Raw genomic sequence first — 20596 nt, 5'->3', positions numbered from 1 at the left:
CTAACTCTGTATATCGTATTAAGTTAGCAAATTTTTTCAAAGCTCATTCGCGGTCCTCGTTAGTGGAACGCCGCATAGTTTTGCGCCGTTCCACTAGGAGTGTGATAATCATTCGAGCTGTCATCCTTACACAACCGTGAGCACGATCTTGCCTTGGATGTGCCCACGGGCGGCTCGTTCGTGCGCCTTGCGAGCATCGGCAAGTGGAAACGTGCTGTCGATGGCGACACGAACCGTCCCGGCATCGAGCAAACGCCCTAATTCCACTAGCTGCGGGCCGTTTGAGCGCACTTGGGTCATCGATACCGTGACGCCCAGCTTTGCGGCCTCCTCGGCGTCGGAAAAGCCTATGAACACTGGGAACAAAGCGCCGCCACGCTTGAGCGTACGCAAGAAACGACCGGTTGTTGGACCACCGAGGGTATCGAGGACGAGATCAACGTCATGGGCGATGTCCTCGGGAGGGCTCTTGGTGTAGTCGATGAATTCGTCGGCACCGAGCTCGCGCAGGAACGACTCATGCTTGCCCGATGCCACCGCGATGACATGTGCCCCCTTCCATTTAGCCAGTTGCACTGCTAAATGCCCCACGCCCCCGCGGCACCATTGACGAGTACCGTCTTGCCGTTGAGTGGCAGCGGGCGATGCGACTCCGGTTGAAACGGATTCGCTTCATTGTGCCCCAACTCGATCAGGAACTGCCAGCCGGTGAGACCTGCCATCGGCGCCCCTGCAGCGTGCACATGATCGATGCCAGCAGGTTTGAGTCCAAGATCCGACGCTGGTGCGGTAACGTACTCGGCATAAGCAGCGCTCTCCCCCATGCTAGGAAAGCGAACCATGCCGAAAACTTCATCGCCGATGGAGAAGCCTTGCACATCCGTGGCTACCGCCTCGACGACGCCCGACATGTCCGAACCCAGAATGAAGGGAAAGGACACCGCAGGCTGCCACTCAGGAGGAAGATCTTTATACCCCTCGCGCAGGTACCAGTCGGGGGGGTTGATGCCAACCGCGTGAACGCGGACAAGTACTTCCCCAGGTTTCAGTTCGGGAAGCGGGGCCTCCTCGTGACGCAGTACCTCAGGGCCGCCGAATTCGTGCTGCCGAATTGCCTTCATTGTGTTTGTAGACATTGCTTTCTCCTTTCACACACATGTGTTATCCTTATTAGAGCAGTGCTCCACTTAAACGGAGCGCTGTTCCGTTTGTCAAGGAGGAATCATATGCGAGCTGATGCGAAGAAAAACTATGAGCACATACTCGCAGTCGCGAGCGTCGTTGTAACCGAGCATGGCGTCGATGCATCGCTGCGCGATATCGCTCGCAGAGCTGGTGTGGGGCTCGGCACACTGTATCGTCATTTCCCGACGAGAGAGGCGCTGCTGGAAGCTTTGCTCCGCGCAAGCTTCGACGAGTTTACGACAAAGGCACGTGAGCTCGAAACTGCGAGTTCATCCGATGATGCACTCGTGTCGTGGCTACGCGACGTCGTTGCATTCACAGGAAATTATCAAGGTGTTGTGGACGCGATGATGGCAGCCAAGGAGGACCCGGAGTCTGCACTCCACGCTTCATGCGTCACGATGCGTACGGCAGGCACGCGACTTCTCACTCGCGCTCAAGCCGAGGGTCTGGCGCGTACCGACATGGATGGTGATGACCTGTTTTCGCTAGCTGCTGCGCTTGCGTGGCTCAGCAACCAGCCTTCGTCCGCGCCACGAGCTGAGCATCTCTTCACTATTATCGCGAGCGCGATCTTGACGAATCGAGCGAGCAGCGATTTCAGGGCCAGCTGTACAACTGATGATTAAAAAAAAGCCAGATTTTCCTTAGCGTACGTTTTCCGCGTTTTGTTGGCGGTACCCCATGCCCATCAAGTTAAAATTTTGCAGCACCTCCAGAACGAAATTTTAGAACTTCTTGTAACAAAGAAAATTGGGGGTGATCTTGTTTTCTTGGCTTGATAGGCATGCGTTAGGACCCCTTATAACATTTTCATAATAGAAAAGCGAAAGCGCCCGTTTAGTGACCTATGGACTTACTCTTGTGCAGTTGGACAAATAGAAAAAAACAGACTGGAAATCCAGCCTGTTTTCAATAAATACGCACATTTAATTTTAAAAAAGGAGCAAATTACGCCAATTTAACAATTGTAGCAACAGCTTGGCCGCCGCCAATGCAAAGTGTAGCTAAACCAGTTTTGGCATTTCTGCGTTTCATTTCATGGATCAAGGTAACAAGAATACGGGCTCCGCTGGCACCAATTGGATGTCCAAGTGCAATAGCACCGCCGTTAACATTTAAAATTTCATCTTTAAAGCCTAATTCTTTTCCTACTGCAAGGGCTTGGGAAGCAAATGCTTCATTCGCTTCGATTAAATCAATATCTTCGATTGGAATTGCTGCTTTTTCTAATGCCTTTTTCACTGCTGGTACTGGACCAACTCCCATAATGCTAGGGTCTACCCCGGCATTTGCAGTTGCTTTAATCGTAACTAATGGCTGAAGACCCAATTCCTCTGCCTTTTGCTTGCTCATAATAACTAATGCTGCTGCTCCGTCATTAATCCCTGGAGCGTTACCTGCTGTTACAGTTCCGTCCTTTTTAAATGCAGGGCGCAGCTTCGCTAATTTTTCCGCAGTGGATCCTTTTCTAGGAACCTCGTCTGTATCAAAAACAATCGGATCACCTTTACGCTGTGGAATGACAACGGGAACAATTTCATCTTTGAATTTTCCTGTTTCGATCGCTTCAACTGCTTTTTGCTGGCTCCATGCTGCAAACTCATCCTGCTGCTCTCTGGTCAGCTCATATTTCTCTGCAACGTTTTCACCTGTGATCCCCATATGGTAATCATTAAACGCGCACCATAGACCATCACTGATCATGCTGTCGATTAATTTTTGATCTCCCATTTTAAAGCCATCGCGGGCATTTTTCAATAAGTATGGTGCCTGACTCATACTTTCCATTCCGCCTGCTACAACAATTTCAGCATCTCCTGCAAGGATTGCCTGCATGGCAAGATGAACAGCCTTCATACCAGAACCACAAACCTTATTAATTGTAAGAGCCGAAGACGTCACTGGAATACCTGATTTTATCTGTGCTTGACGAGCTGGATTTTGACCAATACCTGCTTGAAGAACGTTACCCATTATGACTTCGTCTACTTGCTCTGGTTTCACTCCTGCTTTTTCAAGTGCTCCTTTGATAGTGACCGCGCCCAGTTCAGTTGCAGATACATTTTTTAAACCTCCAATAAACTTCCCAATTGCCGTACGAACGGCACTTACAATTACAACCTCTTGACTCATATTCTTTACTCCTTCTTTCTGCTTTTATAATACCTAATTCTCCATCTTGTTCCAAAATTATCCATTTTTTATAAGAATTTACGATTTCAAAATCTATTTTTTATTAGGTGATTTTTTATCTTCCTACTGATTTTTCACCACGAAGGATCATACAAGTACTTAGAGCATGGGCAACTAATGAACCGCTTTCATCAATAACATCACACTTGATTAGCCCAATAGTCTTTCCTTTCTTTATAACCTCACCTTTTGCTGTGATTTTTTCATTCCAAATCGGTTTCAAATAATTAATTTTAAGTTCAACGGTCGTAAAGGTTTCATTCATTTCTAACACACTTGAAAAGGCCACACCCATTGCCATATCAGCTATATCACATAGTATTCCTCCATGGATTGTTCCCATAGGATTTGCATGTTTCTCCGTATTACACTCTAATTCAAAAACTGCTTTACCCTTCTCGATTTGTAACAACTCTGCACCAATTAACTTAGCGATAGGTGGTGGCGGAACCTCGCGATTAATTATTTTTTGCATATTTAAAATTCTCTCGTTCATATAAACCCCCTCTAATAAAAAAACACAAACCGGTCTGTTTTTTTATTATACGTTAAACCAAGTTACAGTTGTCAATATAATTTTAATATTCTAACAAAAAGGGGGTGATTTAAATTACATAAAAGGTTATATTTATATTAACAAGACCGTTCGGTTTGAAAATTCTAATGAAAATGAGGGTTAAAAATGCGTAAAGGAGAACGAACAAAACAGTTGATTATTGAAAAGGCCTCTGGACTTCTAAATACCCAGGGATACTTAGCAACTTCCATTACAGATATTATGGAAAAGGCTGGTATGGAAAAAGGAGGGATTTATAATCACTTTAAAAGCAAACAAGAACTTTCTTTGGATGCATTTTCATTTTCTATTGAAACGTTGTCCACAACCTACCAAGAAGCAATTAGGAGCAAAAATACTTCCATCGAAAAATTGAACGCAATTCTTGAGGTCTTTTTGTTATTAGCAGAAGGCAAGCTAATTCCTGGCGGCTGCCCAATTCTTAATGCAGCAATCGAGTCCGATGATGCGCATCCAGCCTTACGTGATGCGACTAGAAAAGCAATGAATGACCTTTATGATATGATACTTCGTATTATTCGAAATGGGATAAAAAACGGTGAAGTAAACTCTACAATAGATTCAGAGACATTCACAACGATCTTTATATCTACAATAGAAGGGTCTCTAATGTTGACAAAGCTTTATAACGACACCATTTATATAAATCGAGCCATTGGCTTTTTAAAAGACTATCTAGCTAAGTTTGAAACTAGAGACAAGAATTAAAAAGGTGACAAGAACATAAAAAATTTAAGATCAACTACTTAAATGTATAGGAGGTAAAATCAATGAGTACAGCTATTGAGAATGAAGTCATTTATAAAGCAAAGCTTGCAAAAGAAGCAAGTTTAGAAATGCAAAATAAAACAACTGAAGAAAAAAATACAACACTATTAGCAATTGCAGAGCAATTACTAATAGATCAAGCGTTTATACTAAAAGAAAATGCAAAAGACATTGAATATGCTCATAAATTAGGGTTATCTGAGTCCATAATCGATCGTCTTATGCTGAATCCAGAACGGGTTAAAGCCATGAGTGATGCAATTCATTTAGTAATTAATTTGCCCGATCCAATAGGAGAAGAATTGGAACGCATAAATAAGGATAATGGACTGATTATTAGTAAGCGACGTGTGCCACTCGGTGTCCTCGGTATGATTTATGAAGCCCGTCCGAATGTAACCATTGATGCAGCTACGCTGTCTTTAAAAACAGGAAATACAGTTCTACTGCGTGGCTCTAGTTCAGCAAAACACTCCAATATGGCTTTAGTTACGTCTATACATCAAGCATTGAAACGTGTGCAATTCCCTCAAAATGCGGTACTTTTAATCGAGGATACGTCACGCGAAACTGCTAAAACATTATTTAACTTAACAGAGTATTTGGACCTTTTAATTCCTCGTGGAGGCAAAGATTTAATTGATTTAGTGGTACGTGAAGCAAGTGTGCCTGTTATTGAAACAGGGGCTGGTAACTGCCATGTTTTTGTTGATGCAACCGCAAAATACGATATTGTAAGACCAATCGTACTAAATGCTAAAACTCAGCGTCCATCAGTATGTAATGCGATTGAAAGTTTGTTAATCCATGATGAATTCTTTAATAATTATGGGAAAGAACTACTTGAAACGGTATCAATTGCTGGAGTTAAAATTTATGGAGATGAAAAAGTTTGTAAATCATTTCCAACAGCCCTCAAAGCAACAGAGGAACATTATGCAAAAGAATTTTCAGATTTAATCATCAGTGTGAAAACTGTAAATAGTGTTGAAGAAGCCATTGCTCATATTAATCAATATGGTACAAAACATTCCGAGTGTATTGTGTCGGAAACGCCAAAGAATGTTGAACAATTCTTAAATGTTATTGATGCAGCAGTTGTCTATCATAATGCCTCAACACGCTTTACAGATGGCTTTGAATTTGGATATGGTGCCGAAATTGGCATTTCAACACAAAAGCTACATGTAAGAGGACCAATGGGGTTACCTGCTTTAACGACGACAAAATATTATGTCAATGGAGACGGACAAATTCGACTTTAATTAGTCACAATGTTATTTAAAATTTCTTTAAATATCTTATAGATTATTACGATGTTATCTAGAATAAAGTAAATTAAAAAGATAAAAATAGCCAAAAGGCATCTAAGGGAAGAACCTTGATGCCTTTTTAATACCCATTAAAAAGGTGAAAACATATGAATAGATTAATCTCTATCTCTATGTTTGTGTGTGGTAGTGTCTGCTGCTTTTCTTGTTATTAGGGTATCACCACATGCCCATCAGCTAAGTTAAAACGATACCTTCAAAAATGAAAAAACGCTATGCTTATCGTAAGAAGTTTACGAGAAAGGATGGTGTTTTTTTATGAATCCTATCATCTCTAGTGAACTAACACTTTTCGCACAAGAATTACAACGCTTTTTATCTCCAATAGTCCTACAAGAAATCGCCAAACAAGTTGGTTTTGTACAGCGATCTAGTAAGTATCAAGCAGATGAACTCATCGCTCTTTGCGTTTGGCTCAGCCAAGAAGTCGCTAGTACATCACTTACGCAACTATGTAGTCGTTTAGAGGCTTCGACAGGTGTACTAATGAGCCAAGAGGGACTCAATCAGCGCTTTAATCCTGCAGCTGTCGCATTCCTCCGAGAAATCTTTACTTCACTCCTAACACAAAAACTCTGTTTAAATCAATCGCTTTCTTCACACATGATTTCTGCTTTTGAACGTATTCGGATTTTAGATGCGACTGTGTTTCAGCTACCTGATTCCTTCGCTACTGATTATCAAGGCTCTGGAGGGAGTAGTAATACTGCAGGGGTGAAAATCCAATTGGAATACGATTTATTAAGTGGTCAATTTTTAAACGTACAGCTAGGATCAGGAAAGATCAATGATAAAACATACGGTACCAACTGCCTTGAAACCGTAGAGGAGGGTGATTTATGTTTGCGCGATCTTGGTTACTTTGATTTAGGAGACTTACAAGCTATTCATGATAAAGAGGCTTACTATATCTCACGGTTGAAGCTGAATACACGTATTTATATCAAGAATCCTGTACCAGAATACTTCAAAAATGGCACCTTAAAAAAGCAAACAGAATACATCCAGCTTGATATGGCACAAATGATGTCTAGTCTAACTCCTGGTGAAACGATGGAAATCCCCGAGGTATACATTGGCCAAAATCAGAAGCTTCCAGCACGTGTCATTATCCATCGTTTAACTGACGATCAAACGCAAACACGCCTGAAAAACCAAGCGATACGTGAAAAGAAGAAAGGCATTGTCATGAAGGATAAAAGTAAACGTTTAATGGGTATGAATGTATATATCACGAACACGTCACTAGAAGAAGTACCCACGAACTACGTGCATTCATTGTATTCACTTCGTTGGCAGATTGAGATTTTGTTTAAAACGTGGAAGTCATTCTTTGAAATTGATGAATGTAAGAATATTAAAAGAGAACGCCTAGAGTGCCATTTATATGGACAACTCATTGGAATTCTCCTCTGTTCTTCTACGATGTTTCAAATGCGACAGCTTCTACTTGAAAAGAAAAAGCAGGAGTTGAGTGAATACAAAGCGATTTATATGATTAAAGATTACTTTCCGTTACTGTTTCAAGCGATAGCTGTTGGCACAGAAGAACTTTTGAAAATTCTGCATCGCCTTTATCAGCTACTCAAAAAGAACGGTCGTAAATGTCATCGGTATAAGAAGATGACCGTCTTTGATATTCTAGGGGTTGTGTATGAAACGAGGGTGAAGCATAGATAAGCTGCCTAGCAAAAAAATCGCGTTTTAATAAGTTTTTTTGGCATGCCTACTTTTCCAGCACTCGCTAGATTAAAACAAGGATTATTTCGTTTCTAGTAATTAAGGTTGTTAGCTTGATGGGCATGGGGCGCCCCCCTAATAAAAAAGAAAGCTACCCCATTATTACTTTTCTAAAAAATGGGATAGACTTTTAAAAAAATAGACACCTAAAAAAATCACTGCTGTAGCCTTTATGAAGGAAATAGGAATGAAAGAGACGATATTTTATAATAGGGTAAAAGCTTACGGGGCAAGGCAGTAATCCCCTTTTGTATTTCTATGGTGTTAGACATGCTAGCAAAATAGGTGATGCTTGCTATTTGTAGTTATTCCAATGCAAGCAATAGGTTACTTGTCTTTTTTCTAAACTGAATATCTCGACTCTGAGCCCATTCATAGAAAAACTTCTAGACATCGCTTAAGAAAGTAGTAATTCACTTAAGTTCACACATATAGCTCTGGTAAAAACACTTTAATCCAAAAAAGCATCCTGAAAGGATACTTAAAAGTTAGCTTGTAAAGCCTCAATTTTCTTCTTAAGTTTTTGGCTTTCTTCCTCTAATTCAATGATTCTATCTTGAAGTTCTTTATTATCCCAGTTGTTTTCCAGCTCTTCAGATAATTCCATTCGCATTTTATGGATTTCAATTCGTTGTTTAGCCATCTCTTCTACTTCTTTATTTAATTGGAATTGTTCGTATGGATTCATATGTATTCCTCCTTTATTTTTACTTTCAACATAAACAGGCAATCCCTTTAAAATAAAGTCCAGTGAGTGTTTCCCACAAACATAGTGACGGCCCCGAACGCACTAGCAATAAAGCTAAAATTCCATACAGTTCGCATCCAAACTACCAAAGATCCATATGTCTTTCTAAAAGCTACTTCACGCATAAAGATGAGATAAAGTACTGTAAACCCATATACACCAAATGCTACCCATTGAAAAGTTTCTTGAATTTGAGGGCCTACTAAGGCAACTGCTACTAAAGCTACGGTAAAAATCAGGTTCACAACCATAAAAAAGCTTACAAAACGCATCCACTTAAACCCTTTCTCATACAGTTTACCTGCACCTTGATCTTCTTGTTTTAATTCTTCCATCATTCATTGCCCCTAGTATTTAGTTTGTATCTATTATAGCATGGGATGTTAGTTTCATTTTTAGATTGCTAGCATTAGTGTTAGGGAGATTAGCCGCAAGTATTTTGAAGTTTTCACATTAGAACTCCATATCGTATTTAATTAAAAGCAGTCAATTATCTCCTATAAATAAAAAGACAGTTTACAAGTACAAACTGCTCCTTTGCTGACTACTTAGACTGAAGAATTGCTTCTTTAACATACACTTTGTAATCAATAATTGCATCCTCCATTATGGGCAGTTTGCTTTCTGAATTGATATATCCAGCTAATGGTTTAGTGCTTGCCTCAAAATAAGGGAGTACTTCGTCAAGAGAAAACTTAATGCTGTTTTCATCTAGTGATAGCATGCCAACTATGGCGTCAGTACTTATTTCTTCTAAAGACAGTTCCTTTGCTGAAATGATATTTATAGTGCCCACACATGTTAAGTCCACTACTTTAAAGCCTTTATCTAACAGTTCTTTCACTAAATCTTTAGGCATCTAACCCCCTCCTTAATACTTACTAATTTTCGACATAAAAAGAGGGATTCCTTTAGAATAATGCCCAGGGAGTATTGCACATGAATATACATAAATAAAAGAGCAGTTTACAAATGCAAATTGCTCTTTATTATATTTTTATCATCACTTTCACTATTATTAATCAAACATTGATGGTTATACCTTAATGTCCAGATTTAACCCTTTTACTCCTATTTTATAAATTTTAAATAAGAGACTGATACTGATAAAATACGTATGCATTAAAAGGTATAACGTATTTATCACTCCTTTATAAGGTATACTATAATGAGAGGAGTAGTGATGTTAGTATGTATTATTACGGCAAAAGAAATCAAGAACCTTTAGCTCAAGAACAAACAGAGGTTTTGGAATGTACAGTAGAAGATTGTAAGGGCTGGATGAGAAAAGATTTCTCTTACGACAACCACCAAAAATGCCCTTTGTGTGGAAATCACATGGAAGCTGGAGAACGACTTATTAATAAAATCCCCCTTAATCCCCATCGAAGATAATTTGTACCAATGCTATCGCATAGATCAAAAATTACTACTATATTATTTAATTTAATTGAAAACATAGTTAATTTATTTGCATTTGCTTTCTATTTCTATTGTATGTTATAACTAGTTATACCTTGTATCGATCGTCTTGTCTAAAACCCAGGCTTTTTTAAAGCCTGGGTTTCCTATTGAATTATAGTAGATAAATCATGGTTTTCTAATTATAAGACCATAAAAAAAAGACTCCTTCACAAGGAGTCCTTTTTTTATCACTTTTAATTATGCTTTGTGAACGTTAGCAGCTTGTGCTCCACGTTGACCTTGCTCGATATCAAAAGTAACTTTTTGACCTTCTTCTAATGATTTGAAACCTTCACCTTGAATAGCACTGAAATGAACGAATACATCGTCTCCGCCTTCGATTTCAATGAAACCGAAACCTTTGTCTGCATTAAACCATTTTACTGTACCTTGTGTCATAATGTTGCCTCCTGCTGTGGAATACTCCACAAATGTATTACCTCTCTTGCCCAATCATACTATTTCAAGATAAAAACTTCTGTTTAAGGTTTTTTCTTCTCTCAATCTTATACCGAACAAAAACAAGTTAAATATAGTGTAACACATAGGAATATTGATAGCAAATAATTGCTTTTTTTCATTTAACCGTTATAATCATACTTGTCTACGGACTAAACTAAACAGTGAGAAAGAAGTGCCATTATGAGAAAGTTAAAACCCTCTTTTCAAAACCTAGTCAATGAAAACAGACATAAAATACTAGAAGATAAAAAGGTCATGGAAAAGATTGAAGAAAAAATTGAAGCTCGCCAGGAGCAGGCTATAAAGATGAAAACGAAATAAGAGTAGAATAAAAACATCCTATGTAAACTGTAAACGGATGTTTTTTTGTATTGTACTGCTATTGCATTTCTAGGTAAATGGCTTTTTACAGGATATTTCATCTGCTATGTCGAATCTAGAAAGTCACAAGAAAGGAGCTGTTAATATGAACTCAAAAGAGCAAAAGAGGTTGGCAACTTCTAGAGAACAAACGAGGAATACTAAAGAACAAACTGATTTATCTTCTGAGTTAGAACAAGACTTAGAGAATTTAGGATTACAACGACGAATGAAGCAATTAGAGTTAGAAAGCAAGTTCCTAAAAAATCAGAACGATGAACTACTTTAATTCACAGCACCCGTTCAGGGGTGTTTTTTCAACATTTTAATACTTTTACCTCAGAACCCCCTATCTATGATCAATACTTTCTCACAGAGCAAACAAATAAAAAAGATGGTTTACTCTCTTTTTATCTAATTCAGTTCCGTCTATCTATGTATGTTTTATGATGAGATTCCATTAATCGCTATTTACTTTAAATCAACATGTTTCGTTTTCAAAATAAATCTTTGATGGTCCAGATTACTTGATCTACAAAGGTTAATTCACGCTTATATCTCTTTCACTCCTTCTCATAGTTAACCTCAATATGACATCCAAAGAAAAAAAGCCAACCTTCTAATTGAAATATCTTTATAATGGCTTCCTTGTGCTTTGTAACAAACTGAAGAGAATAAGTATAGGCATCTTGCTCTGACCAATGCAAGCCACACAACCTATTTGTCCACTTAGTAATTCGATCACATAATCCAGGTTATAATCTTGAAGCATGATAAAGATACGATCTTCTAAAAAATAAGACTGTTGAAAATGTTTTAATTCATGGGAAAGCAAAAAAGCAATATTCGCATAAAATTCATTCCAATCAGAAGAATGCTGAAGTAAGCGCTCTTCTATTAAAAAGATAATGTTCTCTGGATATAAACAAATGGCCTCACTATATGATCCCTCTATCGTTCGCTGAATTTTAGAGTAAAAATGTTCCTTAACATCGATATGTAAAGAGACATCCTGAAAACCGTCATCATCTTTTAAAATATAAATACATCAATTGCTTTCTCTAACTTCTTCAGAAAATAAGTACGTGAGTTCTTCTAACTGATGATCCTTAATGTATCAACTATCATTAGTAATGTTCAAAAAATCTCTCCTTGTACCTGTTCTTGTTTCTCGGATTTTAAGCTTTCCTTAAAGCATTTCTTTAGTCATATTGTAAGCCTACTCATCATTTGTTTACAACAAAAGAGAGTTTTGTTCCCCTATCAGCGCAAGGCTTCCTTTTTTGATTAAATTTCCTCCTCGTACAGGTTTCCAAGCGAAAATGCTATAGGAAACCATCTTTCCGTTTCATACATATGATGTAGATTTTCAGCCACTGGATAGTCTGGTATCTTACCATCAAATATATATAATGTACTTGGAACATTTCGAGGGATAATCGTACGATCCTCAAACATTAACTCTACGACTGCCTTACAAAAATATTCAGACATCCCTACCCACAGCTTTACGTTTTTATTACTTGGCATATGAATACTGTAATCCCCTTGATAACTTATACCTTTTCGTTCCAATATACGTTCGATATCAGCAAATGAAACCTTATCATTCCTCTGTGTAAGTAACTCTATAATGATTTCTTTTATCCTTTCTTTCATGTACGATCCCCCTTGTTCTCAGTACTATCATTATAGCAAGTTGCACCATCTAGTAAGCTAGATTATGTTCTATTTTGGAGGTCCATTTGACTTTTTATAAATATTCCGTTCTCTATAAAACTATATATATTAAGTGTTAAACCGAAACCTTTTTTGTATTTCCCTCTGTTTAACGTGTCCAGTATGTCGACTCAGATCCAACCGTTAATATTCCCATGACTGTACACAGTTTTTCAGAATTATAATAGGTTAATTGAGGTCATTTTTGTTAGCCGATATCCATTTAGATATTTCATCAAAAATATTCTGAACTTGTTCTTTATTTAAAACTTCAACTTTTCCCCAAACAATGGAGAGATATTCCTCTAAGTGATTAGGATATGAAAGAGATTCAGTAACAAGGGCTTTATAAAATAATGGATTACCCCCTTTATCTACTTCACCTTTACATCTATAGTTTTCAAATTCCCATCCTCTTTTTGTTTTTTTAAAATGATAAAGGTCCTTATCCCCCCATTGAGGACTGTAAATCTGCATTTTGAATCTAGATGTACTACTCAATTGTAAATACCTCCTCAAAAATATAATTTTAATAAGGCACTTTTTATCTTTACCCTTTAAACATATATTTTATTTACATCTCTTTTACTGTAATTTTGACAGTTCTAATTACGTCACTCACATAGAGCTCAACTCTATTGCGATGCTTATATTTTTTCAATTTCACGAGCTTATTACTGCCTATAAGAGATAGTATGATAACTAAAAATGCATATGATATATGGTGTAAAAACAGAAAAATACTGCCTCTTCCCAGTTAAAAGAGGCAGTATTTTTCTGTTCGTTGAATGGTAGTCGTTAGGCGACGCTCTATTGCATCTTGGATAGTTTACTCCAAATATAAAATTTTAATCATTTTATCAAATAAAACGATCTCAGCATACTAGGATCTTTTACTAGATAAAGTATTATCTTTTACATACATTTCATAATGCCCATTTATATAACTAGTTACCTTTAAATTAAGTAAAAGGGCTTTTAGGTTAACTAGTTCAGAATCTAATCTATACTCTCTTGCCATATCCTCAATCTTCTTTTTGATAATTTGTATATTATTTTCTAAATCAGTTACCGTTTTTTCACTGTATTGGAAGGGAACTTCATCTACAACTTCTGTAATTAATTGATTTTGTCCTTCGTATTCTGATTTCCCTTTAATTGCAGCCTGTTTTCCAATCAATACAGCCTGCTCTTTTATGTCTGATAGAAGAATCATTAAATCAATTCGTTTACTCATAGGTATATCTTGTTTATCAAATATGGAAATAATTTTTGTTTGATAGTCATCCATAGTTGTATGTAGTTGATATTTTGCTTCTCGAATGACTTCTTTCTGATTTTTAATAAGTATCATTTAAAAATTCTCCCATCATCTTCATACATATCCTAATTAAGGATATATAGTTGGTATCCCTTAATAAAAAGAAAGAAACAAATCTTTAACAAATAAAGACATGTTTCTTTTAAAGTTCCAATCCATTATATTACTTTACCCGTTGTATTAAAAAATAAACATAAAAAAAGAAACTAATTATTACAGAAATACTCAAAGAATGAATATATGATTACCGATAACGGTGATTGCGCTAACTAAAGATATATATGAGATTCATCTGCATTTTATTCATCCAAATTGGATAAGATCATTTATTCTAAAGTATCTATAGTTAAATTTAAACCAAGAAGCGCTTGCTCTAGATTTGCTTTTATCATTATTTTGCTAAAATCAATTCCTAGTTGAATCATTGTCTGGGCAACTTCTGGACGGATACCAATTAATATCGTTTTTACTCCAAGAAGACCTAATGCGTCTACAATTTTAAAAATTTGATGAGCAACCATGGTATCTACAATCATCACTCCGGAGAGGTCAAATAGCAAATGGGATAATTTTAGTTCATTTGCTTTCTTTAATGTTTCCTCTAGTAAAAGCGTTGCTCTTTCCGTATCTACCTCTCCGATGAGTGGTAGTATAGCAATACCTTTGGTGATTGGGACCACCGGTACGGATAATTCAAGGAAAGCACTCTTTGCTTTTTTTAGTGTTTCTTGATGAATATTTACATACGTCAAACTAAAAACATAAACAGCTTTATCTAATAAAGGATCAATGATAGTGATTAATTCAAATATTGTGTCTGTAGATATATTATGATTTCTTATTTCTTCTTTAAGGACTTCCCATATGAACTTTCGGTAATAGGTCGTATCTTCTAAAGCCTCACTCAGAGAAATACCTAGATTTGATGCAAATTCTCCTGACTCTTTTGCCCATTTCACTATTTGATCAAAAATTGTTTTTTGATCATTTTTTGCCATGAGAGCCTGCCCAAAATAACTGATGAAGTTTGCTCTCAATTCAATAATTTCTTCTTTTGTAACATTGACGTCTTTTACCTCTTTAAGATTAGCCAATCTATGCGTATGTACCATTTGTGCAATTTCATATTTTTTTTCTAAGATTTTTTCTCCTAGAAAGTGCAAATTATCCATTTCAAATTAACTCCTGTTCTTTTAGCCGTTTAAATTGCTATTTTTATTTTTAATTTCTAAAGATAAATTTTTAAAAAATTTCAACCTATACTCTAAGCTACTTCTCAAGATAATATTTAAAATTAGTAGGGTAAATGCAAATAAAGATGCTATGAAAAATATAGGTATAAAAACCGGAAATAAAATAAATACAGCAATTACTGCAATAATGGTGAAAGTTAAAAAAATAAGTATTTTCTTATTTAGTTTATTTGTTCTTTCTAAAAGCTCTTCATTTCTCTTTATATACTCTTGAATTTTTTCTGGACTCTTCGCAATATAGTCTCTTTCTACTTTTTTATTCATCTTACCAATTCCTTGAAATACAATAATAATTGCTAAGGTTGCGATAAGAGATATAATAACATAGTTTGGCATTTAAATATCCTCCTGCTCTTTTTAACGTTCCATTTCTTGTCCTGTATTTCTTTTTTTGTATAATGTGATTCATTATTCCATGCAAAAAATTTCGTAAATCCATTTTATGATTTCTCTTTTCTTCCCTTATCATGATCCATTCTCTCTCTCAGTACCTCCCTCCTTTCTAAATCGACTTTTAAAGAAATCCTGGCGGGAAATCTTTCTTTTCTATTCGATTCCACCTATTTTTCTTAAGGCAATTGGATCAACATTTTGTAAGAAAAAATCCATGATATTCGTTCCTTTCCTGTAAATTGTGATTCCCTACTACAAAAGAGAGAAGAGCATAAGGGGTTTTTGCCCCCACCATAGGTGTGGGGCTAGGCAGAGCCTAGCAAAACCGTGGGTACAAGAAAACCTGTTGAATGTGAACCTACTGTTGACGTAAACTCCTTCACGTGAACCTACTGTGAACGTGAAAATTGAGCATGTGAACCTGCTGTGAACCTCAAAAAAACACATGTTGACCTACTGTGAACATGTGTTTTTTCACTTCATGGCACAATCTTGTTGCTTTTCACTTAATTTTTGGATCTTTTCTTGTAGACTTTTTTGGTCACCTTAATAGAGCTAAATGCTTTCATCATTAGATTGAATCGTATCTTTTTTTATCACAATTTTTGATTCTGTCTCAGCTTTTCCATAGCTTTTCATTTTCTTTTTTATAAAATCTTTTTCTAACTCATGTGAACATGAAAAAAATAAATATCGATGCCTTGTGAACATGTATTTTTTTAGAACGGTAATCGTTTATAGAATAAAAATTGATTCATAAATGGTAAAAAAGCACGCGTAAATCACTTGTATTGTAAGCAGAAAGAAATAGCCGTTTTGACCATGAACGTGCGAAAGAAATAAAAAAAGATCGTTTGCTTCTGTCTTATTTTTTTCAAAAAACATTTCAAAATGAAGTGACCCTTGAGGGGACATTTATCAACTATGAAGGGCCGGTGAAGGGGTTTCTGGCACAAATGTTGCGGTCACTGAAGGTGCGGTGAAGGGACTGTCCTTCAATTTGAGGGTGCGCTGAAGGGGTTCTTGCAAACATTTCTTTGTACCCAAGGTTTTGTTAGGCTCTGCCTAACCCCACACAGCCTGTGGGGGCAAAAACCCCTTATGCTCTTCTCCTTATTTTTTAAGGGGCACCAGTATTTTAAGAATTTCAAACAAAATAGGGAACTTAAAATAAGAAATGTTGATCCTATTGCTGTTAAAAAATTTGATGAGTAGGCAAAGAAACATGATCAATCGTGACAGCAATCTTCAAAGAATTAGGTTCATACATGATCTATTTTCAATCTACAATTTGACCGGGAAAGACATCTTGAGAATTTAATTGAAGCCCACGGTAAGATGAAGGAAAGCTGTGCAATTTCGATGGAAAACTTAAATGATATGTTAAAAGAATTGATAAGGAAGTATGGCGATGACAAATACAAAATCTAGATGATTTCACTCGATAAAGTCACATATTAATACATTCAAGATTACATGTTTGAAAACAAATCAGATATCCTGGCGATGCTTTAGCTGACGTTTACAACAGATTCAAATACGAACAAAAGAAAGAATGGGATTTAACAATCCTTACAGAAGCTGCTTCCACTGAGTTGAAAAATAATTTAAAAAAGGAACTCACTAAACGGTAACTTAGCGTTAACAATGCCAATAAACATGTACAAATAGCCAGGGATACAGGACAATTTTCTCCCTCAGAATTTAACATAAAAGCAGTTTCTACATGAGGTAGAAACTGCTTTTATCATATTTTTAACTCTTTGCATAGGGTGATTTTTTCTCACCCTTTTTACAAAAAAGGACTACAAAAAATCACCCTACCCAGAAGAACTATTTGCGATTATCATTGAAATTGTACTAATCAATAAATCTTCGATGTTATTAAAAACGTAGCATTTTAACACACTTATTAATATTTGAGGAGGGGTAAAAAAATACCCCTCCCCTACTCTAAAAAACTCGTATATGATAAAGGTGATTCCTGCGGCAATATAGGATCACTCGTAGCTAAAAATACTTGTTTTGATATATTTTGCTAATTTTTTATTGAATTATGAGACGACTTAACGCTATAATTGAATTAACAAAAATGTGCGGAATAGAAAAAAGACTTCAACTGTTTAAGAAGTGCGGGTAACACTCTTAAACCGTCCCCCTATTTACGGTAGGGAAAACACTTGTCGAAGTCTCTTGTTAATAGAGTTAGTTTTGTACAAAATAAAACTTATGGTTTTATTTTATACGAAATTGACATCTATTTCAAGGGCTTAGTTCATCTAAATCAAGGCATTGTTTTCCTTTTACAAGGGAGGCAATGTCTTTTTTGTGTTCCTTAAAGGAGAAGATGAACAAATGACAAAGCTATTGACTTGCTATTTAAAAGATGTAGAGACCTTCAATAGACCATTCACATGGTTATGGAAACAAAAACCTACCCTTCGTAAAAAGAAAGAAGCGTTTTTAGAAACCCTTCGTACTCATTTTAAACAACAACAATTGGCCTTACATAAAGAGTTCCCTAAAAAACGTATGGAAATGTTAGATCACGTGATTTATAACCTTGTAGCTACGGGTATTCAGGCGATCCGTTCAGAAACCCTTATGAAAAAATTCAACGTATCTAAAAGTACGGTTTCTCGATTTGTAAAATCATTAAAAGATACACCCTTTATACTTGTGGCACGTTACATTAAAGAAGATACAACAGGTGCTCATCCTGACAGCTATGTCTTTGTCCTTAAAAACCATACGAATTTTAATCAAATTTGTGATGAAATCTTTTTTGCCCATGATACAACTGGTGTCCAAACGCTTCAACAAGAAGAAATGACAACTCCTGTGACAACTCCTGTGACAAGTCCAGAAAGTGCCGAAAACGTTGATACACCAAGCTTTGAGGGCCAAAAAGAATCGTCCTCCTTTATTAACCTTGATTTACCTGTAAATCATATAAATAATCATTTAATATCTGCTTCACAGTCATTTGCGTATATCAAAGGTGTGCCCAAAAAAGTAAATCAAGTCTATGCAGGTAAATATGGTCATCAACTAAAAGCTTTTTATGCTCGTATTCAAAATGCTGCAAAAGCTGTGAAACGAGATACAGAGAATGAGATTGTGAAAGAACAAGTACATGAAGTCGCTTATACAACGATCGTAGGCTTAGATAAATATGTCCATGAGGCCAATCATAAGGGTACTACCCTATCACTGGATGAAATGTGCCGTCTTGTTTATCAAATTGCTTACAATCAATTTACTAATCTACTAAAAGGGAATACAGAAGAACAATCATCTGAGTCAGACATACATACTGAAGCTGAAACAGCAGCACGATTTATGCCTAAACATATCATACGTAAGGAAATGATTCCTGCTTGGTTAAAAGCTGAACAGGAGCAAAATGAGTATACACAAGAAGTAACTATTTCTCTGGATCAACAACTTGAAATGATTCAATTAAAGCAGGATTTAGGGCAAGAGTTAACACCAGAAGAAGAAAACTTACTCCAAGAGCACAGTTCTACTTACAGCCCGTTAGAAATAGCGAAGCTGAAACAGGATCTTGGACAAGCCTTAACACCAGAGGAACAGGCTTTACTGCACCAATATAACTTGTTAAAAGGCTCAGCTTCTTAATTAAAAGAATGTAGAAACCCCTTAGAAGCTGATATTTTGACAGACTATGTTTATTTAGATATATGTTCTAAATAAACAATCACTATATATCTACGTAGGAGGAGATTACAATGCCACATAAAATGACCCTAACAGGATCTGCGACAGGTCCGCGAGAAAAGGTTCACCTTCTGCGCCTAAAGGTTTAAAGAAGAGTACGTTTATTTCGTATACCGTGTTTGTTGCGAACAAAGCCTTTAATAAAACCGGTCTAACAAAAAAAGTATTATGCATGAAAAAATCTTAATTTAAGGGGAATCGACATTAGATATTCCAATTGACGAGTGCCCAGGGGGAATTAGCGACATCTGCTTTCAGATTACCGTTCTTCCAAATAAAAACGATAAAGAAGCGAAGGAGTCAAAAGATAAAAAAGAAGCAAAACAAGAAGCTTCTAAGCTTTCTGAGGCACGAAAGAGCAGTGAATCTGCCAAACGAGCAGAAACTCAAGGTCCTGTCTCTCAACCCATAGCATAAGAAGAGAAAAAGAAGGCTGAAACAGCAGAGCTAGAAGCAAAAAAAACACCTGTACAAGAGCAAAAGGCTGTGCCACAAAAGAAGCAGCTATCTACTCAGCCAAAATGGACACAGGATGTTGTGAGCTTTGATGAAATTATCGTTCCCGAAGCATTTTTAAGGACGCGACCAACCCCCGAAAAAACGCAAAAGGTCGTTGATTTCGTGAAGCGTACTGGAGACTTAGATGAGCCATTAACCATCGAGAAAGGCTCTAAGGTCTTAAAAGCTGGCTATCGTCGCTACTTTGTGGCTAAAACCGTTAAAATGGAGAAAGTTCCTATTGTATATAATTATCAAAAATAACATCTTAATAGGAAAAGATAAACAATTAATCCATAAAAAGTAATAGCATACCTTAACTTGAAAAATAAGAAAAAGCTATTTCTACTTTCTTAATTGATGCGTCAGAATTTGTCTTAGTCTTAATAGGACCCAAGTATTCTTTTGGGGTTAGTTAAGTTATAAACTAAAATTCTTAAGCTACTATTAAATAGATAGGTAGATCTAATAGAATATAGTTAATTACTATATAAACACTTCTTTTAAGAAAATACTTAATTATATTGGAATTTTAGGTGGAGCTTATATGGCCCCCCTTAACATTGTTTATGAGACTTAATGGCATAAAATACACAGAATAGAAACACGGAGTTTCTCTTATAATACACGCCTAAACTCTTTGATAAGCTAATTTTAAAAAACAGATCAAAAAATCTGTTTTTTTACTTATTTAGAGGCAGACTAATATGAAGCTTTAAATTTTTTCTCTATTTAATACTAAGAAAAATCCAAGTGAATTCTTATATCAGTTGAATTCAGCTACTTAGTTAATCTTAAGTTAAACTAAAATAATTCTTTTCTTATATGTTTGTTGTTATA

General features: G+C 36.4%; 20 protein-coding genes and 1 pseudogene. 9 read left to right on the top strand and 12 right to left on the bottom strand.

Annotated features, from left to right (window positions below):
• Positions 1–126 precede the first annotated feature (126 nt).
• Positions 127–1136: pseudogene (locus Q5794_RS29525) on the bottom strand (NADP-dependent oxidoreductase).
• 90 nt (positions 1137–1226) lie between these two features.
• Here Q5794_RS29525 and Q5794_RS29520 point away from each other — a divergent pair.
• A complete protein-coding gene (locus Q5794_RS29520) occupies positions 1227–1814 on the top strand; it encodes a TetR/AcrR family transcriptional regulator (RefSeq protein WP_214988879.1) in 588 nt (195 codons plus the stop codon).
• Positions 1815–2136: 322 nt separating this feature from the next.
• Here Q5794_RS29520 and Q5794_RS29515 read toward each other — a convergent pair whose 3' ends face one another.
• Both Q5794_RS29515 and Q5794_RS29510 read right to left on the bottom strand, forming a co-directional pair.
• Positions 2137–3321: an acetyl-CoA C-acetyltransferase gene (locus tag Q5794_RS29515; RefSeq protein ID WP_053488299.1), complete on the bottom strand. Its 1185-nt coding sequence runs from the start codon at positions 3319–3321 to the stop codon at positions 2137–2139.
• A gap of 115 nt (positions 3322–3436) precedes the next feature.
• Entirely contained in the window at positions 3437–3877 is a 441-nt protein-coding gene (locus Q5794_RS29510) for a PaaI family thioesterase (protein ID WP_061860323.1), read from the bottom strand.
• A gap of 186 nt (positions 3878–4063) precedes the next feature.
• On the opposite strand from Q5794_RS29510, the gene Q5794_RS29505 reads away from it, so the two are divergent.
• From Q5794_RS29505 to Q5794_RS29495, 3 genes are all read left to right on the top strand, one after another.
• Positions 4064–4666 (top strand): TetR/AcrR family transcriptional regulator, encoded by a 603-nt coding sequence (locus tag Q5794_RS29505; protein ID WP_214989318.1) that lies wholly within the window; start codon positions 4064–4066, stop codon positions 4664–4666.
• 62 nt (positions 4667–4728) lie between these two features.
• Positions 4729–5991 (top strand): glutamate-5-semialdehyde dehydrogenase, encoded by a 1263-nt coding sequence (locus Q5794_RS29500; RefSeq protein ID WP_214989317.1) that lies wholly within the window; start codon positions 4729–4731, stop codon positions 5989–5991.
• A 324-nt stretch (positions 5992–6315) separates the two neighbouring features.
• Positions 6316–7737 carry an IS4 family transposase gene (locus Q5794_RS29495; protein WP_215055461.1) on the top strand — a complete coding sequence of 474 codons (1422 nt, stop codon included), beginning with the start codon at positions 6316–6318 and terminating at the stop codon, positions 7735–7737.
• Between the two features lie 541 nt (positions 7738–8278).
• Here the strand turns inward: Q5794_RS29495 and Q5794_RS29490 are convergent.
• The 3 genes from Q5794_RS29490 to Q5794_RS29480 form a co-directional block, all read right to left on the bottom strand.
• Positions 8279–8485 (bottom strand): hypothetical protein, encoded by a 207-nt coding sequence (locus tag Q5794_RS29490; RefSeq protein ID WP_162215313.1) that lies wholly within the window; start codon positions 8483–8485, stop codon positions 8279–8281.
• Between the two features lie 47 nt (positions 8486–8532).
• Entirely contained in the window at positions 8533–8883 is a 351-nt protein-coding gene (locus Q5794_RS29485) for a hypothetical protein (protein ID WP_162215314.1), read from the bottom strand.
• A 206-nt stretch (positions 8884–9089) separates the two neighbouring features.
• Entirely contained in the window at positions 9090–9404 is a 315-nt protein-coding gene (locus tag Q5794_RS29480; RefSeq protein ID WP_374989467.1) for a hypothetical protein, read from the bottom strand.
• A gap of 332 nt (positions 9405–9736) precedes the next feature.
• Here Q5794_RS29480 and Q5794_RS29475 point away from each other — a divergent pair, with 332 nt between their 5' ends.
• Positions 9737–9940 (top strand): cold-inducible protein YdjO-related protein, encoded by a 204-nt coding sequence (locus Q5794_RS29475; protein WP_215055460.1) that lies wholly within the window; start codon positions 9737–9739, stop codon positions 9938–9940.
• Between the two features lie 267 nt (positions 9941–10207).
• Here Q5794_RS29475 and Q5794_RS29470 read toward each other — a convergent pair whose 3' ends face one another.
• Complete coding sequence (locus tag Q5794_RS29470) at positions 10208–10408, bottom strand: cold-shock protein (protein WP_013056497.1); 201 nt, start codon at positions 10406–10408, stop codon at positions 10208–10210.
• A gap of 243 nt (positions 10409–10651) precedes the next feature.
• On the opposite strand from Q5794_RS29470, the gene Q5794_RS29465 reads away from it, so the two are divergent.
• Positions 10652–10792, top strand: a complete 141-nt coding sequence (locus Q5794_RS29465) for an FbpB family small basic protein (RefSeq protein ID WP_080743162.1) — start codon at positions 10652–10654, stop codon at positions 10790–10792.
• 145 nt (positions 10793–10937) lie between these two features.
• Positions 10938–11120 (top strand): hypothetical protein, encoded by a 183-nt coding sequence (locus tag Q5794_RS29460; RefSeq protein ID WP_164797745.1) that lies wholly within the window; start codon positions 10938–10940, stop codon positions 11118–11120.
• 998 nt (positions 11121–12118) lie between these two features.
• Here Q5794_RS29460 and Q5794_RS29455 read toward each other — a convergent pair.
• The 5 genes from Q5794_RS29455 to Q5794_RS29435 form a co-directional block, all read right to left on the bottom strand.
• A complete protein-coding gene (locus Q5794_RS29455; protein WP_374989466.1) occupies positions 12119–12490 on the bottom strand; it encodes a hypothetical protein in 372 nt (123 codons plus the stop codon).
• Positions 12491–12739: 249 nt separating this feature from the next.
• A complete protein-coding gene (locus Q5794_RS29450; RefSeq protein WP_251034448.1) occupies positions 12740–13051 on the bottom strand; it encodes a hypothetical protein in 312 nt (103 codons plus the stop codon).
• Between the two features lie 382 nt (positions 13052–13433).
• Complete coding sequence (locus tag Q5794_RS29445; RefSeq protein ID WP_215055457.1) at positions 13434–13904, bottom strand: hypothetical protein; 471 nt, start codon at positions 13902–13904, stop codon at positions 13434–13436.
• Between the two features lie 293 nt (positions 13905–14197).
• Entirely contained in the window at positions 14198–15043 is an 846-nt protein-coding gene (locus Q5794_RS29440) for an STAS domain-containing protein (RefSeq protein ID WP_215055455.1), read from the bottom strand.
• Positions 15044–15064: 21 nt separating this feature from the next.
• Positions 15065–15460 carry a hypothetical protein gene (locus tag Q5794_RS29435; protein ID WP_374989465.1) on the bottom strand — a complete coding sequence of 132 codons (396 nt, stop codon included), beginning with the start codon at positions 15458–15460 and terminating at the stop codon, positions 15065–15067.
• Between the two features lie 2412 nt (positions 15461–17872).
• Here Q5794_RS29435 and Q5794_RS29430 point away from each other — a divergent pair.
• Positions 17873–19159: a replication protein gene (locus Q5794_RS29430; protein WP_374989464.1), complete on the top strand. Its 1287-nt coding sequence runs from the start codon at positions 17873–17875 to the stop codon at positions 19157–19159.
• Positions 19160–19744: 585 nt separating this feature from the next.
• The gene (locus tag Q5794_RS29425; RefSeq protein ID WP_251034446.1) at positions 19745–20020 is read left to right on the top strand and encodes a hypothetical protein; all 276 of its coding nucleotides are present in this window, start codon (positions 19745–19747) and stop codon (positions 20018–20020) included.
• The last annotated feature ends 576 nt before the right edge of the window (positions 20021–20596 follow it).

The organism is Priestia megaterium, from assembly GCF_041941685.1.
Classification (GTDB): Bacteria; Bacillota; Bacilli; order Bacillales; family Bacillaceae_H; genus Priestia; species Priestia megaterium_C.
Note: the sequence above shows the minus strand (reverse complement) of the source record. Positions and strands in the feature narration are given on the sequence as shown.

Excerpts from the sequence above, each read along its gene's own strand:
- Q5794_RS29520 (WP_214988879.1), top strand. The coding sequence starts at position 1,227 with ATGCGAGCTGATGCGAAGAAAAACTATGAGCACATACTCGCAGTCGCG.
- Q5794_RS29515 (WP_053488299.1), bottom strand. The coding sequence starts at position 3,321 with ATGAGTCAAGAGGTTGTAATTGTAAGTGCCGTTCGTACGGCAATTGGG.
- Q5794_RS29510 (WP_061860323.1), bottom strand. The coding sequence starts at position 3,877 with ATGAACGAGAGAATTTTAAATATGCAAAAAATAATTAATCGCGAGGTT.
- Q5794_RS29505 (WP_214989318.1), top strand. The coding sequence starts at position 4,064 with ATGCGTAAAGGAGAACGAACAAAACAGTTGATTATTGAAAAGGCCTCT.
- Q5794_RS29500 (WP_214989317.1), top strand. The coding sequence starts at position 4,729 with ATGAGTACAGCTATTGAGAATGAAGTCATTTATAAAGCAAAGCTTGCA.
- Q5794_RS29495 (WP_215055461.1), top strand. The coding sequence starts at position 6,316 with ATGAATCCTATCATCTCTAGTGAACTAACACTTTTCGCACAAGAATTA.
- Q5794_RS29490 (WP_162215313.1), bottom strand. The coding sequence starts at position 8,485 with ATGAATCCATACGAACAATTCCAATTAAATAAAGAAGTAGAAGAGATG.
- Q5794_RS29485 (WP_162215314.1), bottom strand. The coding sequence starts at position 8,883 with ATGATGGAAGAATTAAAACAAGAAGATCAAGGTGCAGGTAAACTGTAT.
- Q5794_RS29480 (WP_374989467.1), bottom strand. The coding sequence starts at position 9,404 with ATGCCTAAAGATTTAGTGAAAGAACTGTTAGATAAAGGCTTTAAAGTA.
- Q5794_RS29475 (WP_215055460.1), top strand. The coding sequence starts at position 9,737 with ATGTATTATTACGGCAAAAGAAATCAAGAACCTTTAGCTCAAGAACAA.
- Q5794_RS29470 (WP_013056497.1), bottom strand. The coding sequence starts at position 10,408 with ATGACACAAGGTACAGTAAAATGGTTTAATGCAGACAAAGGTTTCGGT.
- Q5794_RS29465 (WP_080743162.1), top strand. The coding sequence starts at position 10,652 with ATGAGAAAGTTAAAACCCTCTTTTCAAAACCTAGTCAATGAAAACAGA.
- Q5794_RS29460 (WP_164797745.1), top strand. The coding sequence starts at position 10,938 with ATGAACTCAAAAGAGCAAAAGAGGTTGGCAACTTCTAGAGAACAAACG.
- Q5794_RS29455 (WP_374989466.1), bottom strand. The coding sequence starts at position 12,490 with ATGAAAGAAAGGATAAAAGAAATCATTATAGAGTTACTTACACAGAGG.
- Q5794_RS29445 (WP_215055457.1), bottom strand. The coding sequence starts at position 13,904 with ATGATACTTATTAAAAATCAGAAAGAAGTCATTCGAGAAGCAAAATAT.
- Q5794_RS29440 (WP_215055455.1), bottom strand. The coding sequence starts at position 15,043 with ATGGATAATTTGCACTTTCTAGGAGAAAAAATCTTAGAAAAAAAATAT.
- Q5794_RS29435 (WP_374989465.1), bottom strand. The coding sequence starts at position 15,460 with ATGCCAAACTATGTTATTATATCTCTTATCGCAACCTTAGCAATTATT.
- Q5794_RS29430 (WP_374989464.1), top strand. The coding sequence starts at position 17,873 with ATGACAAAGCTATTGACTTGCTATTTAAAAGATGTAGAGACCTTCAAT.